The sequence below is a fragment of the Nostoc sp. UHCC 0302 genome, from assembly GCF_038096175.1.
Taxonomy (GTDB): domain Bacteria; phylum Cyanobacteriota; class Cyanobacteriia; order Cyanobacteriales; family Nostocaceae; genus UHCC-0302.
Genome location: NZ_CP151099.1, coordinates 196,188 through 212,716 on the forward strand (window position 1 = coordinate 196,188; position 16,529 = coordinate 212,716).

At 39.5% G+C, this 16,529-nt stretch carries 13 protein-coding genes; 8 read left to right on the forward strand and 5 right to left on the reverse strand.

Annotated elements, in window-relative coordinates; all coding sequences use genetic code 11:
* Position 1 precedes the first annotated feature (1 nt).
* Positions 2-517: an Rrf2 family transcriptional regulator gene (locus WKK05_RS00870; protein WP_341527939.1), complete on the reverse strand. Its 516-nt coding sequence runs from the start codon at positions 515-517 to the stop codon at positions 2-4.
* Between the two features lie 184 nt (positions 518-701).
* Between WKK05_RS00870 and cysE the strand changes: the two genes are divergently transcribed.
* Both cysE and WKK05_RS00880 read left to right on the forward strand, forming a co-directional pair.
* Entirely contained in the window at positions 702-1,430 is a 729-nt protein-coding gene (gene cysE / locus WKK05_RS00875) for a serine O-acetyltransferase (protein ID WP_341527940.1), read from the forward strand.
* A 191-nt stretch (positions 1,431-1,621) separates the two neighbouring features.
* Entirely contained in the window at positions 1,622-2,674 is a 1,053-nt protein-coding gene (locus WKK05_RS00880; RefSeq protein WP_341530987.1) for a transposase, read from the forward strand.
* A gap of 641 nt (positions 2,675-3,315) precedes the next feature.
* Here the strand turns inward: WKK05_RS00880 and WKK05_RS00885 are convergent.
* Together WKK05_RS00885 and WKK05_RS00890 are read right to left on the reverse strand one after the other, a co-directional pair.
* A complete protein-coding gene (locus tag WKK05_RS00885; RefSeq protein ID WP_341527941.1) occupies positions 3,316-3,645 on the reverse strand; it encodes a hypothetical protein in 330 nt (109 codons plus the stop codon).
* A gap of 965 nt (positions 3,646-4,610) precedes the next feature.
* Positions 4,611-5,054 (reverse strand): molybdopterin-binding protein, encoded by a 444-nt coding sequence (locus WKK05_RS00890; protein ID WP_341527942.1) that lies wholly within the window; start codon positions 5,052-5,054, stop codon positions 4,611-4,613.
* A gap of 96 nt (positions 5,055-5,150) precedes the next feature.
* On the opposite strand from WKK05_RS00890, the gene modA reads away from it, so the two are divergent.
* The 6 genes from modA to WKK05_RS00920 all read left to right on the forward strand — a co-directional run bounded on the left by modA (position 5,151) and on the right by WKK05_RS00920 (position 12,736).
* On the forward strand, positions 5,151-5,942 hold the full coding sequence (gene modA, locus WKK05_RS00895; protein ID WP_341527943.1) for a molybdate ABC transporter substrate-binding protein: 792 nt from the start codon (positions 5,151-5,153) through the stop codon (positions 5,940-5,942).
* 579 nt (positions 5,943-6,521) lie between these two features.
* Positions 6,522-7,121, forward strand: coding sequence for a tRNA isopentenyl-2-thiomethyl-A-37 hydroxylase MiaE (miaE, locus tag WKK05_RS00900; protein ID WP_341527944.1), 600 nt, complete (start codon positions 6,522-6,524; stop codon positions 7,119-7,121).
* A 20-nt stretch (positions 7,122-7,141) separates the two neighbouring features.
* Positions 7,142-7,546 (forward strand): VOC family protein, encoded by a 405-nt coding sequence (locus WKK05_RS00905; RefSeq protein WP_341527945.1) that lies wholly within the window; start codon positions 7,142-7,144, stop codon positions 7,544-7,546.
* 1,293 nt (positions 7,547-8,839) lie between these two features.
* On the forward strand, positions 8,840-10,747 hold the full coding sequence (locus tag WKK05_RS00910; RefSeq protein ID WP_341527946.1) for a choice-of-anchor Q domain-containing protein: 1,908 nt from the start codon (positions 8,840-8,842) through the stop codon (positions 10,745-10,747).
* Positions 10,748-11,345: 598 nt separating this feature from the next.
* Positions 11,346-11,930, forward strand: a complete 585-nt coding sequence (locus WKK05_RS00915) for a TIGR00730 family Rossman fold protein (RefSeq protein ID WP_341527947.1) — start codon at positions 11,346-11,348, stop codon at positions 11,928-11,930.
* Between the two features lie 215 nt (positions 11,931-12,145).
* Positions 12,146-12,736 (forward strand): Crp/Fnr family transcriptional regulator, encoded by a 591-nt coding sequence (locus tag WKK05_RS00920; protein WP_341527948.1) that lies wholly within the window; start codon positions 12,146-12,148, stop codon positions 12,734-12,736.
* Here the strand turns inward: WKK05_RS00920 and WKK05_RS00925 are convergent.
* The gene (locus tag WKK05_RS00925) at positions 12,733-14,316 is read right to left on the reverse strand and encodes a hydantoinase B/oxoprolinase family protein (RefSeq protein WP_341527949.1); all 1,584 of its coding nucleotides are present in this window, start codon (positions 14,314-14,316) and stop codon (positions 12,733-12,735) included. The genes WKK05_RS00920 and WKK05_RS00925 overlap by 4 nt on opposite strands.
* 87 nt (positions 14,317-14,403) lie before the next feature.
* Complete coding sequence (locus WKK05_RS00930; protein ID WP_341527950.1) at positions 14,404-16,503, reverse strand: hydantoinase/oxoprolinase family protein; 2,100 nt, start codon at positions 16,501-16,503, stop codon at positions 14,404-14,406.
* Positions 16,504-16,529: the final 26 nt, after the last annotated feature.

Below are 16,529 nucleotides of genomic sequence, written 5' to 3' on the forward strand. Positions count from 1 at the left end.
ACTAAATGTAATACATCGGACTCTGCTGGGCGCGAGTCTCTCTTTCCTGGCACAAGTCTTGGAGTGTATAGCGGCTTAAAACCTCAATTGAGGCAGCATTGGCTTGCTCCCAGATTTCATGAACCAGAATTCTTTCTAAAGTCGGAGGTTCAGAGGTGTCTTTCTCTTTCCGCTCACCTTCGACCAATGTAACAATCTCCAGCAACGTAATCTGCCAAGGTTCACGAACTAAAACGAAACCTCCTTTAGAGCCGCGTTGACTCTGTACCACACCAGCACGTCTGAGGTTGGTTAAAATTTGTTCCAGATAACGCTCTGGTATGGGTTGTTTGGCAGTAATTTCGCTCATGGTCAGAGGAACTTTTTTCCCGTGGTGGGTTGCCAGTTCTAAAAGTGCCAGCAGCGCGTATTCGACTTTAGAAGACAGATCCAGGAGAGCGTAGTTTTGGCTATTCAAGTCTGTACTCAATATACTACGGTGAATTGATTGATTTATAGTGTTTTCTGCGAAATTCATTTTTTCAAAGTGGTGAATGTGATAGCATCCCATTTATTACCACGAAACACTACAAGTCTATCGATTTACCGTAGATTATCTTACATAATTCTCATGAATACTTCATCATTTGCGAGAATTATCATTTTTTTGTATTCAGAGCCTTGCCCAAATTAAACTCCCCTTACCCTGCAAATACTGAATTATGCTACTAACTGATTTACAAACCATTTATGACCGCGATCCAGCTGCCCGTAATTGGCTGGAGGTATTGTTCTGCTATCCAGGATTTCAAGCCTTACTTTTCCATCGACTAGCACACTGGCTGTATAAAAAGGGAATTCCTTTTATACCGCGTTTCATTTCCCATATTAGTAGGTTTTTAACTGGGATTGAAATTCATCCTGGAGCATTAATTGGTAAGGGAGTTTTTATTGACCACGGTATGGGTGTAGTGATTGGTGAGACAGCAATCGTAGGCGATTACGCCTTGATTTATCAAGGTGTCACCCTTGGCGGTACTGGTAAAGAAAGCGGCAAGCGCCATCCGACTTTAGGCAGCCATGTAGTTGTAGGAGCAGGTGCGAAAGTTTTGGGTAATATTCAAATTGGCGATCGCGTCCGCATTGGAGCAGGTTCGGTAGTGCTGCGAAATGCGCCAAGTAATACAACTGTAGTTGGGATACCAGGGCGCATAACGCGTCAGAACAATTTGACTACCGATGTTCTAGATCATGATAAATTGCGGGACGTGGAAGCAGAAGTAATTCGAGCTTTATTTGAACGGGTAAAGTCGTTAGAGAAACAGTTTGAGCAGTTAGGAGCTAAGCCCAGTTTATTGCCAGCTGAAGTTGAAGGCAAACAAACCAACAACAGCAAGAATAATAGTTCTGACGGGATGATTGAAGATTTTCTTGATGGTTCAGGAATTTAGGCGAGGGTGTAAGGATGTACGGGAGGATAAGCCGCGAAGAAATTACAGATTAATTTAATTGATTTAGAACTTACGCATTGACAAACAGAACGAAAAGTGCATAAAGAGAATGTAGAAAAATATCAGCGATCGCTAGCTGATAGAGGCATGAAAAACAGATAATTTACCTGTCTGTGTTTAGGGTTCGGACAATCAGAGCAATTACTAAACCATCAACCGCTAAATGTGACCTGAATACTTATACTCTGTTTCTACTAGCAGAATCAAAGTATCCAGGTTGCACACGTCTGGCAGAAATAATGAAAGATTTGTCTCATGATAGCGTCAATAGATTTTTGCTACGTGAGCAGTACGAACCCAAGGACTTATTTGAAGAAATTAAGGCAAATATCAATTTAATTGGAGGTACTTTAAGCGGAGATGATACAGTAATTGATAAGCCTCATAGTGATCCAAAAATAACAGAATTAATTGGTTACTATTATTCAGGAAGGCATCATCGCGCCGTCAAAGGAATTCAGTTAATTACCTTATATTACACGGATTTATCAGGTAAGTCTGTACCGATAAATTATCGCATTTATAACAAACAGGAGAACAAGACTAAAAATGATTATTTACGAGAGATGATTGCGGAGGTTATGACTTGGGGATTAAGTCCAAAAACAGTAACTACTGACAGTTGGTATTCGAGCCAGAAAAACCTAAAGTTCTTTAGAGACAAGGGATTGGGGTTTTTAACTGGCATAGCAAAAAATCGTTCATGTTCAGTTGATGGTAAGAATTTCGCTCAAGTTCAAAATCTAGAAATCCCCGAATCGGGTTTAATAGTATATCTGAAAAATTTTGGTCAGGTGAAGGTATTTCGGAGAAGTTTCAAAAACGTTCGCGTAGCGTCTCGAAGAGAAGCTTACAGATATTACATTATGTACCTTTCTGAAAAGGACGCACTCTTTTCAATCTCTATAAAAGAATTTAAGGAATTACATTCGATACATTGGGGAATTGAGTGTTACCACAGAGCTATTAAACAAGTATGTGGTATCGGTCATTTTATGGTGAGAACAACTGAGGCAATTAAAACTCATTTTTTTAGTGCTATCAGAGCTTTTACACAATTAGAATTAATGCGGGCAGAAGAGTTAATTGAAAATTGGTATGAAATCCAAAGAAATTTATCTCTTCAAGTGGCTCGTGACTTTATCTTGTCACACCTAACGCAAGAATTAACCTTGTCTGCATAGTATCAGTTCTGTGTCAATGCGTAGGTTCTATGATTAATGAATCAAAATTAAATGTATTAATCAATCGCCATAGCCCAAGATTGATAATGTCTGGTCTTTACCCGTCGCTATTCTCAATGGGTTTTCCATACACACTTACACCTTTATTTCTTCAACTACAAATTGAAGAAGAATGCAGAATTCATAATACAGAATTCAACAATCTTTTAGTGAGGGACTTCAACTTGTTGATTCATCCTCTTCTGGCAAGAACTTATTTGCGTAGGAATCACCGTAATCTTGCAACATAATATGGAGCACCTTGATTTAATAACCGCAGACGTAAATAAGGATGCCTACTTAGCTTTGACACTCGGTTAATGCAGAATGCAGAAATTACTGGAGGTGGATTTCAGTAGGGAACACTTGCTGGGTAAACAGTGCGCGAATACCTTTTAGAAAAGCGGGATTATAAATGCGCGTTCAGGATGAATATATTTATCCTAAATTAAAAAGGGGAAGCGATCGCGTTTTTAATCTCTGCCTAAGTTGTAATAAATGCAATCTCAAAAAGGGCAATAAATTAGTTGATCAGTTCCTAAACAAAAGCCCTGTACGGTTCAAGAAAATTAAAAGATAGGCAAAAATTTCAATTAACTCAATCATGAGGCATAGGGACAGAGCAAGTCTGTGTAGCACAATCCATGTTCTTGTAGATAAGTCAAATAGTATGAAATACTAAAAGCAAATATCGCTAAGATAACAGGAATCACGGTACTAAATTCCAACTTCTTTTTTTTTACAATTTCTAAACAAGAAATCGGAATCATTACAGGCCAAAAAATAGTTGTGATTAAAAACATCACAAATGATAAAAATTTTTCTTCCGGAGTAGAAGTAGGATGTCGCAGAGAATATATTAACCAATTGCTGAAAAAATAGGCTGTAATGAATAAATAGCTAATAATTAAAGCTAGTTGTATCTGATTCACTGTCATTACTCCTTAAGTCTTCTGAGATTTACTAATACATTATTCGGACAAAATTCTTACATAATTAGCTCAGGATAAATTTATCTGATGAAAGGTGAATTTTATATTTAATAGCTTCGAAGTTAACAAGAAACTTCTCAATTACACAAATATTAATCCAGCTCTAAAAACACGGAAATCAGTACTTACACCCAATTTGAAATAACCGTAAAATTGCTAGCAATTATACTCATTATTTTCAGTTAGTCTGCTTTTGATATAGTAGAAAATCTCAAGTATCTCAAAATCAAATGCATACAGGCTCAGTTATATCAAGAGTTGTACACTGCTGTATATTTTGCACAGTGGTTGTAGACATAAAAGACTTTACACCCATATTTTGAAAATTTCAAGGTAAATGCATTCAATTTGCCTCACGCTTCGGCAAGCGGGGTTAAAAATTTACCTTTTTGATTAACAACTTATTTAAATTAATTTATTTTTAAGATCATACTTAGCTGGCTATAAATAGATAAATAGCAGCTTTATTATTTAAGTTTAGTAAAATTTGATACTTGGTAATGTACATTTGCCGAATGGATCAAATGCGATCGCCAATTAATTTTTCACTTTTTTGGGGAGGCGATCGCCATAAACGCAAAAATTTTTACCTCTGGCAAGTGAATAACTAAGTTCAGCGCTGCAATGAGAAGTTGGAGCGGTCATTACTCGCGAAGCTCTGAACTTCGAGGAAGGTTTCCCAGAGCAGGCTACTGATGAAGCAGTCCGCAGAACACGGTGACCTTAAGAGGTTTTTACCCCTGCGTTTTTAAAGGGGTTGGGGGAGCAAACTATTGGTTGGTTGTTTATAGCTTAGGAAATGGGAAAGAGGCATTTCCTATTTCCCTTTCCACTATGCAAGCGAGTTTCTTTTACACCCTCATACTTTTATATCTTTACGCCTTGCTGCTTGCTCTCAACCGAATTTATTCCCTAGCAATAACAATATCGTTGGACTTTATGACTGCATAGGCATCTTGTCCTTCGAACAGCTCCAACTCTTCTGCTGATACTTTGGTAATAATCGAGGTTAGCTCAACTCTGTGAACAATCTCCAGTGTGACCTCGCTATTAACAGATCCAGTCACAACTCGTTTGACAACGCCCTTAAGAATATTGCGGGAGCTAACTTTTAGTGGTTTTTTTTGAATACTAATTTCTATCTCTGGCTTTTGAGTGTAAGCATTTTCCTTTTCTTTTTGCTTGGTTGTTATCAATGGGGGCTGTGATGAGTGCTGATTAAGACCACGTACCAGTTCCCGGAGAATTTCTGTTTTGGTTCGCTGAGACTGTTCACAGAATTCTTCTAGAATCTTCCGCTCCTCATCTGAGGTTTGAAATGTGACCCACCCTTGTTCTTTTCTGGGCATAATATTACCAATTAGGTTGGGAAATAGTTGGTATTCTTGGTATGATTCTACCAAGCGTCAATTTTAGAAAAGGAATCTCTGTCAGCGCAGTTTTTTATGAAAAGAAGAATTTTTGCATTTATTAGCATAGCAGTTGCTAGCTTGCTTCTAGTAACTGGTTTACAGTGGGTTACTCCCTCACCTGTAGTAGCACAGTCAAATACCAGCCTACTCGTGTCAGCTGCTGCTAGCTTGAAAGAAGCACTGGAAGAAATTAAACCTCTATATCAACAAAGTAAACCAAATATCAACATTAATTATAACTTTGGGGCTTCTGGTGCTTTACAGCAACAGATTGAGCAGGGTGCACCAGCAGATATCTTTATTTCTGCTGGTAAAAAGCAAGTAGATGCCTTGGAGCAAAAAGGACTCTTAGTTCCAGGTACTCGTGCCAACCTAGCAAATAACCGTCTAGTTTTGATTGTGCCAAAGAATATTGTTGGCATCACCAGCTTTTATAATCTCACAGATACCAAGATTAAGAAAATCGCGATCGGAGAACCTAGAAGTGTTCCCGCCGGAGAATATGGGGAACAAGTTTTAAAGAAATTGGGCATCTTTGATAAAGTCAAGCCCAAATTAGTCTTAGCTAATAATGTGCGTCAAGTATTGGCAGCAGTAGAAAGTGGTAACGCTGATGCAGGCTTAGTTTACGCTACTGATGCCAGAATTTCCAACAAGGTAAAAGTCGTAGTCACGGCTGATGACAAATATCACTCTCCAATTGTTTATCCATTGGCAGTACTCAAAAGTAGTAAAAATGCCGATGCAGCCAAGGAATTTGTACAGTTTTTATCTGGTGGTCAAGCTAAGGCTGTACTCAAAAAATACGGGTTTATTGTGCCTTAGTAGTTAGTTTGGATATTTCCCCACAGGGGGAAATTTTCACTTAATTGCTATATCTAAAATACTATAGTGAAGAAATAAACTTAGTAATTGTGACTGTTGAAGCATAATAAAAAACATAATAATTGGATAGCAGAATTGTGTGCGGTGATACAGTAAAACGATGATACTTGTTATAGGCTAGCAAAGCCCTTTACTTTTACACTTTTGGCGAAACATTACCGCCAAAAAGACACCAGAGCGATAGGGAATAACCTGTAATCAAATGCGATTGATGCCCATCAAACGTAATAATTGTGAAACAGCATAAGTGATTTCCTACGCCCTGGTTATTTATTAATTCACATTTATCAAATCCCATTCGTACCGTTCGCACTTACAGCAGTTTGGAACTGTAGTAATGTATAAAACCCAGTAATAAAAGCCGGAAATATTTAACTATTGTCTATCTATTCTTAGGTAAAGACTGGTAAAAAAATTTAGAGTTATATCTATAGGGAATGTCTAAACATCCTTATCCACGATTAAAATCAATTTGCTGGGGTACTTAGCTAAATTGATTTTATGGAGTTCGATCATTTTGTGCTTAGTTCTGTGTTACCGACTATCAACGCCCTTAAACAACCCACCAGTTCTGCTTGGGTAGAACAAGCGATCGCTAACTTAGACATAATTTTACTCGACCACTCCCACTGTGAACGCAAAGCAGCAGGCGTGGCATTAAACTTTATGTTTCGCTACCCTTCCAATACTAAAATGGTACGGGAGCTAACAGCGATCGCCCGCGAAGAACTAGAACATTTTGAACTAGTTAATCAATGGCTAGAACGCCGGAATATTCCCCTTGCACCCCTTTCACCGCCTCCCTACGGTGCGCGTTTCAGAGCCACTGTTCGCCCTAAAGAACCTGAAAGATTTTTAGATTCCTTACTAATGACTGGGTTAATTGAAGCTCGCAGTCACGAACGTCTAGGACTATTAGCTGCTCACTGTCCTGAGCCAGAACTAGCAAAATTTTATCATGGCTTAATGGCATCAGAAGCGCGGCACTACGGTATATACTGGGTTTTAGCTGCTACTTACTTTAACCGTGAGATTGTCATGCAACGGCTTGATGAATTAGCAGTTGTAGAAAGTGAGTTGCTAGCAACTTTGCACTCAGAACCGAGAATTCATAGTTAGTAGACTAAGGGAACAGAGATATGAAGCTTCAGTTAACACACCTGAGACTGCTTGTCTCCCATTACAAAGATTCTTTTCTGTTTTACCGGGATCTGCTGAGGTTTGATGTTGATTGGGGCGATGAAAATAGTGGGTACGCTGAATTTAATACTGGATACATCAAGCTAGGTTTGTTTAAAAAAGAATTAATGGCTGAAGTACTCCCAAGTCATGCACAGCCTACATCCGTTATCAATCAAGACAAAATAGCCTTGATTTTTGCGGTAGATAACGTAGATGAAGTATACCAGCAAGTTAAAAATAATAACGTAACAGTTGTGACTCCACCTCAAGATAGGCCAGATTGGGGAATCCGCACAGCTCATTTTCGCGATCCTGATGGTAATCTGATCGAAATTTACAACAATCTAGGCATCTTAAGTTAGAGTTTTGCTGCCATAAACTACCTGATGTTTGAACTAAAGCTTAGCTAGACCCCACATCTATAAATTGTTTTCACACCTCTGGTGATATATACCAAGCCTGCGAATTCATTAGTGGGGTCAATCTAAAATCCGTCTGATAAAGTTCTGAAGCTCCTGTGGTGTAATACCAATTCACGAAAATCTTGATACATATAGATTTCTCGTAGGGGCATGGCATTGCCGTGTCCCTACCAAAGTATTTGTATCATTCTTAAAGTGAAATGGTATAAGCCTTTTCTGACGTGCTAGGCATTAGCGTGCGCTTTATAGAGCGTGCTAATGCCTAGCACATTCAAAAGCAGTAAATATAAATTACGTAGTGTGTTAAAAGTTAGTATAAAAAATTACTAAAAATAATTACATTTTTTCTAGCAATTAACCACATCACGACTACGTATAAATAGCACGAATAGAACACTATTTTGGGGTTTTTAGCTAGAGAAAACAGCTTATCAACCATATTTTATACATTAAACAATCGTATACAGTTGTTGCCCTGTAATCTATCTAGAGTTTTTTGCTACGCATCTACAAGTTGAAAATCAGCCCAACGCAGAGATAAATTGTTAATGTCTAATATATGAATTTCACAGTAAAGATGAGCAGAATTACGGAGTAAAGGGGGCAAAACTATTTGAATCATTTTATGTATTGTCCCGGAAAGTTTGATATTTAAAGACCTCCGGGAAAACTAGGGAACCTGTGGATTATAACTTGCGAAAAAATAGTAATTAATTTCTGTATTTGCTCTGACGGCAATTAGTTCATGAAGTTTTTATGATAGGGCGTATGAACACCAATCCCAAGACAGACAGTGGGTTGTGAGCTAGATAATTATCAAATAACTTGATAATTATCCAACTACCAATTGTTAAGCTCAACCGTAAACTCCACCGTTGCATAGTCTACCGTAGTCACAGATGCACAACGCTGTCATTGATGGCTATGAAGCTGCTATGAAGTAAACAATAAATCAAGCCATCAGGGGAAAGCTTTATTGGCGCAGTATTGCTGAATGAGTTTTACGCAACAAAGTAAGCATTGCTCCTTTAAAGGAGAATGCTTACTCAACGAATGTTACGTTGCTGTAACTTTGAGCTGCTGTGCAGCAATCAATTAGAAATTTTCTCACTCCAGAGCAAACATCCTACGTGATGTCTGCGTGAGGTCTTAGCACCTTTGCAGATATAACTTGCTCAACCCCTTAATAGCAAGAAACGATTAACCAAGCATAATATCAAGAGGAATTTTCCCATGTCTATTATTACCGTAAACAACACTAATGATAACGGTGCTGGTTCTTTAAGAGATGCAATCAACCTAGCTCAAAAAGGTGACACGATCGCATTTGTATCGAATCTGGCAGATCAAAAGATTACTCTTACCAGCGGAGACTTGATCGTTAAAAAGAATTTAACAATTGATGGAGCTGGAGCGCCTAATTTAACTATTAGTGGCAACAAAAGCAGCCAAGTATTCTCTACAGCAGTGTGGATTGATGTTACCCTGAAAAATTTGACGATTACTGATGGATACAGCGAAGGCAAAGGTGGTGGAGTTAGAGTCGGTTCCAACAGTAAATTAACTGTGGACAATGTGAAGTTTTATAATAATGTGGCTGGACAAGGTGGAGGAATTCATGTTGGCTTTAAAAGCCATCTCACAGTTCTCAATAGCTCCTTTGATGGCAACGACGGTACCATCAAGAAGAATGGCTTTAGTGCAGGTGCGATCGCCACTGACAATGGTGGCTCTGTAACTGTTAAAAATAGCCAATTCACTAACAATCTTGGTTACGCAGGTGGAGCAATTTACATCTCGTTAAGTTCACTCACTGTTGAAAATTCAGTCTTCCTTAACAACAAGTCACAGGGTGGAGGTGGAGCGATTTTCACAGATGGTGCAAATATCTCCGGGCCTAGGGTTAACGACAGCACGGTGGGTGGCACAATTAGGATTAGTGATAGCTGGTTTGAAGGCAATTCTGGCTATGGGGTAGGCGGAGGGCTTTATCTCTATATCTACAATCCAGATCAGGCAATTGTCGAAAACAGCACAATTATTGGTAATACTGCTTATGCCGACTACAGAGGTATTGCTCAAGGAGGGGGACTAAGAGGCAATGGTAATCTGACAATCCGCAATGTGACGATTGCTAATAACGTCGTCGAGGGACAAGGTGGTGGTTTGTGGCTAGATGGTGACACAACCTCTAACAATGCGACGATCAATATCGAAAACACTACCTTATCTGGGAACAAGGCAACTACCGACAAAGGGCTTGGTGGAGCAATAGCGATGAATCCTCCAGCCCATGCCACAGTGAATATTATTAACTCTACTATTGCTGATAACTACGCCGAAAAAAGTGCTGGAGGCTTTTGGGCTGTAGGTAAGCAAAAACCAACACTTACTAATTCAATCATCGTTAACAATTCAGATCCGGCAAATACTGGTCAGCAAGTTGCGTACCAGTTAAAGGATGGTGGCGGTAACATTGAATATCCGGGGCCGTTAACCACAAAGGCTGTTAAAGTAACTGCTAATTCTCTAGTTGCTGATCCGAAACTAGGCAAGCTACAAAACATTGATGGTGTACTAGTGCGTCCACTACTAGCAGGTAGTCCTGCGATTAATTCTGGTGTTGCAGGGGGGGCAACAGTTGATGCTCGTGGTTTTACTCGTGATAGCCAAGCTGATGTCGGTGCGTTTGAATATGGTGCTAAGAAAGGTAATAGCACCAGAGTCTCTGCACCATTTACATTCACAGGTACTTCAGGGCGTGATGTTCTCAGTGGCACATCCAATAACGATCGCCTGATCGGTTTACAAGGTGCGGATTTGCTCACAGGCGGTGTCGGTAATGATAAATTTGTCTACACCAACATTAATGATAAAGGCGATGTTATTAGTGATTTCGAGGTTGGCAAGGATAAAATAGTTCTTACACAGTTGCTCGATAGCCTCGTGACGAACGGTTACAAGGGTAGCAATGCGATCGCCGATGGTTTTGTCAAAATTGTCCAAGGTAGTAATTCCAACAACTTCAATGTCCAAATTGATGCTGATGGTTCTATTGGTCAGGACATCTTCAAATCGTTTCTCGCAGTCAACGTCACAAGTGCAGACAGCTTAAACAACCCCAGCAACTTCGTGTTTTAAGGCTCATTCGTGACAAGCTAAGCAAATGGCACTTTACCTAAGAAAGAATTAGAAGGTAAAGGTAAAAGAATTGAGTGTACCAAGTTTAATCAGTTTGTCTCTCACAGGATTCTTAGATATAAGAACCTGTAATACTTGAAGAAAAGCCTTATCTTTTAACTAAACAACTACTCATGACTAAGGTTACTGGATGGGGCAAATTATCAAATGTGTGGCACAGACCGATATGGTTTCCTCAGTAGACACCGAGAACGCTCATCAGTTCATTTTGGTTTTAGAACTGGCGATATTGTCAAAGTTGTTGTCACCTCTGAAAAGAAAATAGGGTAGTATGTGGGTCGTGTATTATGTCGGAAGGCTTGAAACTGTTGTATTTTAAGCCTCTGGTTGGGGGGTTAAGAGACTTGAAAAAAGTGCCGAACCCGTAAGAGCTAATAAATCGGGTCAGGTCGCAGGCATCAAACACAAGTTTTGTACACCAATTCACAAAAAGGATGTTTACTCGTATACATTTTAAGAGAATTGGACGAGAATAAATTCCCCTATGGCTTCCTTCCCAGGCATAGAATGTAGTAGGAGAAAACCACGAGGAGGTTCGGTGAAATCAATCTGTGTGTTTTGTGGTTCTAGTATGGGTATTCGACCTGCTTACAAGGAAGCAGCAGAGACACTTGGTAAAATTCTAGCCAGTAGAGAATTAGCGCTAGTTTATGGTGGAGGGAATATAGGACTCATGGGGGTTGTGGCAGATGCAGCTATGGCCGCAGGTGGTAAGGTAATTGGAGTGATTCCAGAATTCTTAGCTGCTCATGAAATTGCCCACAATGGCCTTACCCAGCTTTACGTTGTCGGATCTATGCACGATCGCAAAACCAAAATGGCGGATTTGGCTGATGCTTTTATCGCACTTCCTGGTGGATACGGGACTCTAGAGGAGTTTTGTGAAATACTCACCTGGGCGCAGCTAAGACTACACCAAAAACCTTGTGGTCTATTGAATGTAGAAGGATACTTTGACCCATTACTGAAATTATTCGACAATGCGGTGAAAGAAGAATTTGTCAAGCCAGCTCTTCGTTCTCTTGTGTTGGAAGCGTCTACTTCGGAACATTTGCTGGATTTATTTGCTACTTACCAGCCGATTGTAGTTGATAAATGGATTGAGGGAGAAGTAAAACCCTAATCCACATAGATTTATTATCAATAGACTATCATTTCGGCAGGTAGCGATCGCCCTCCACACGATAGCTGTGTGTTACTCCACCATAAGTTGTTTTACTAGGTGCTTAATTTTGTTTTGGATTATCTAAAAACATTGTTAATTGTAATACTCATAGGTTCTTATAACCTAATATATATATACTACGGTTAATTGATCGGAAAGTAGTATATTTTGTTATGGTATCTTTATATTCAAGCTTGGCTACCTCTCCTAGTAAAAATACTAGGCAGACATTTACACGACGGTCATTTCTACCAGATTACGAAAATGGTCTTTGGAAGATTGAAGCGGGATTTGTTAGGACTTTCACCTATCTAGAAGACGGTACGACCGTTGCGCTGGGATTATGGGGGCCTGGAGATATTGTTGGGAGAGTTTTGTCAAAATTAGAACCTCATCAGATGGAATGCCTAACTAAAGTAGAGGCCACTATCTTACCCTTAGAGGAATGTCCTCGACTCACAGAAACTTTACTAGCCCACATCCAACAAGCTGAAGAGTTGATGGTGATTCGCAGTTATAAAAAAGTGGACACCATGCTTATTAAGCTTTTAGCATGGTTATCCAAAAAGTTTGGTTCAGAAGTTGAGAAAGGGCGTTTAATAGATATGCGTCTAACTCATGAAGACCTTGCAGAAATGCTCGGTTCGACTCGCGTCACAATTACTCGTGTTTTGGGGCATTTTGAGCAAGAGGGCATGATAGACCGCCTTTCCCTGCATCGAATTGTGCTACGAGAAGAAGACATTTGGTACTACGAAATTTAGACTTGGCCAAATCCTCCTCCTCCAGGGGTTTCTATCACAAAAATATCCCCAGGTTTCATCTCTACTGTTGCAGTACTGTCTAAATTCTCTTCGGTTCCATTTTGACGTTGTATCCAGTTGCGTCCTACTTGTCCTGCTTCCCCACCATTTAACCCAAAGGGAGGAATAAACCGATGACCAGAAAGAATATTCGCTGTCATGGGTTCTAGAAAACGGATGCGGCGGATAACACCATTACCACCTGAATGTTTTCCTTTGCCACCACTATCAGGACGAATACCAAAGCTTTCTAAAAGAACAGGATAACGGGTTTCTAAAACTTCTGGATCTGTCAAGCGGGAGTTAGTCATGTGGGTATGAACACCATCAGTTCCGTCAAAATCCATCCCTGCACCAGAACCGCCGCAGATAGTTTCATAATATTGATAGCGCTGATTACCAAAAGTAAAATTATTCATCGTTCCCTGAGAAGCAGCCATCACACCCAAAGCGCCATATAAAGCATCGACAATGGTTTGAGAAGTCTCTACATTACCCGCTACCACTGCTGCCGGATAGGTTGGGTTAAGCATACAGCCTTCGGGAACAATAATTTTTAGAGGGTTAAGACACCCGGCATTCAAGGGAATATTATCATCGACTAGAGTACGGAAGACATATAAAACTGCTGCTTGAGTCACAGCTTTAGGAGCATTGAAATTAGTATTTAGTTGGCGAGAAGTGCCAGTAAAATCAATAGTAGCACTGCGATTTTCTTGGTGAATTGTCACTTTAACTTGAATTCTTGCTCCACTATCCATTTCATAAATAAATGAGCCATCTTTGAGAATATCAATAGCTTTTCTGACTGACTCTTCAGCATTGTCTTGCACAAACTTCATGTAAGCTTTAACTGTCTCTAGTCCATATTGATCAACCATTCTACGCAGTTCTTGAACTCCGCGTTCATTAGCTGCAATTTGTGCCTTGAAATCGGCTATATTTTGGTCTGGATTACGAGCAGGATAGCGATGATTTGATAATATCTTTCTTACTGGAATTTCTTGAAAATCTCCCTGTTCAACCAAGAGAAAATTATCAAACAGAATTCCTTCTTCTTCTACTGTAGTACTGTGAGGAGGCATTGAACCGGGAGTAATGCCACCGATGTCGGCTTGATGTCCACGAGAAGCAACGTAAAACAGGGGAGTTGCGAATAGGGAGTTGGGAGTAGGGGGTACGTTATTTTCACCACTCTCTAGAAAAACAGGGGTAATTGCGGTTACATCAGGAAGATGAGTTCCACCGTTATAAGGATTATTAGATAAATAGACATTTCCCGGTTTTATAGTGTCGTCTTTATCGTTAATTAAACTGCGGACACTTTCACTCATTGAGCCTAAATGTACAGGAATGTGGGGAGCATTCGCCACTAATAATCCAGAAGTGTCAAAAATAGCACATGAAAAATCTAGCCTTTCTTTGATATTCACTGATGCTGCTGTATTTTGGAGAACAATACCCATTTGTTCAGCAATAAATTGAAAGAGGTTTTTGAATATTTCTAAGCGAACAGGGTCAGGTTGAGATATTGTGTTCATTTTTGTTTGTCAATTTTATTTAAATCACTAACAAAACTAATATTGTGGCAGCACATTCTCTACTTTTAAAATTGCTTGTTTTGTTGGTTAATCTTTATGCTGTAAGATTAAATGATTTCGGTCAGTTAATTTTGCTATCCAGTTAGGTTCAACTACAATTGTGCTAATTTTCTCTACAATAATTGCCGAGCCATTAATAGTATCTTCTGGTTGTAAATTTTCTCGTCGATAAACGGGTGTATCATGCCATTGTTCACCAGTAAATATCTGCACTACTTCCACAGGCGTCGGTGGTTCATCTAGAGGACGAGTACGAGTAATTAGGGGTTCTTCAGGAGTATCCATTCTTTGGATAACTTCTATTGAAGCGGATTCGACAATTAAAGTTTTTTCTACTTGAATGAAACCATAGCGAGATTTATGCTCAACCTCAAATTCTTGTCGCATCATTGCCACATCATCGGCAAAATTAACAGTTAAGGTAGAGTTAGTTCCTTCATATTTTAAGTTAACTTTTCGGACTACTTCCTCTTCACTACTAGCTTCATTCTCGCTTAATTCAATCCTTGCTTGGATTTCTAAAGACTGCATTAACTGTAATAGTTGCGGGATTAAGGCTTGAGTTAAAGGCTTCTCTACTCCTCCTTCTCTAATAGCCCGGATATCAGCTAATCCCATTCCATAAGCAGAGAGAACCCCAGCATAAGGATGAAGAAATATCTTTTTCATACCCAAAGTATCGGCAATTAAACAAGCAACTTGTCCGCCAGCACCGCCAAAACAACAAAGTACATATTGGGTGACATCGTAACCTCGTTGCAAACTGATTTTTTTTATCGCATTCGCCATATTTTCTACTGCGATCGCTATAAATCCAGCCGCTACTTGTTCGGGGGTACAAGTATTTCCTGTAGCAGTTGCAATGTCTTGAGCTAAGCGTGTAAATTTCTGAATAACAATATCTTTATCTAAAGGCAAATTCCCCTCAAATCCAAATACCGCAGGAAAATATTGTGGATAGATTTTGCCTAACATGACATTAGCATCAGTCACTGCTAACGGGCCGCCACGTCGATAACAAGCAGGCCCAGGATTTGAACCAGCAGACTCTGGGCCAACACGATAACTAGAACCATCAAAAAATAGAATTGATCCGCCGCCGGCAGCAATTGTATTAATTGCTAATACGGGAACTCGCATCCGCGCCCCAGCAATTTCTGAATCTAGTTGTCGTTCATACTCTCCTTTAAAATGGGCGACATCTGTACTTGTTCCTCCCATATCAAAGGTAATAATAAACTCAAAACCTGCCCTTTTACTAGTTTGAACCGCACCAACAATACCCCCAGCCGGGCCACTTAAAATACTATCTTTGCCTTGAAACTGTTCGGCTGCAACTAACCCACCGTCAGACTTCATAAACATTAACTTAACTCCAGGTAACTGACTGGCTACTTGGTTAACATAGCGACGCAGAATCGGAGTTAAATAAGCATCTACGACTGTTGTATCTCCTCGGCTAACCAACTTCATTAAAGGACTAACTTTATGGGAGATGGAGATTTGGTTAAAGCCAATTTCTTGCGCTATTTGGGCGACTTGTTTTTCATGATTGGGATAGCGATCGCTGTGCATGAAAACAATAGCACAACTTTGAATTCCTATATCGTAAACTGCTTGCAAGTCATTTTTAACTTTTTGAATATTTACTGGAGTTAATTCATTCCCCTGAGCATCATAACGTTCATCTACTTCAATTACTTGTTCATAAAGGATAGATGGTAAAATTATCTGCCGAGCAAAAATATTAGGGCGGTTTTGGTAGCCAATTTGTAAGGCATCTTTAAAGCCTTTAGTAATCACAAGTACTAAGCGATCGCCATTTCGTTCTAACAGTGCATTTGTAGCAACTGTTGTTCCCATTTTAACTACTTCTATTGTTTCTCTAGAAAGAGGTTCATTGCTTGAAAGCCCTAAAATATCTCGAATACCTTGAATGGCTGCATCTTGATACTGTTCAGGGCTTTCTGAAAGTAGTTTATAGACTATAATCCATTGTTTTTGAGGAAGAGGGACAATTAAAAAACGTTCAGGATGTTGTAAAAGTTTATCTATGATTGTTTGATTATTCGTAACAGCAACAATATCTGTAAATGTACCGCCCCTGTCAGCAAAAACTTTTAGCATTGCTTTGTTTCCCTAATGGTCTACAA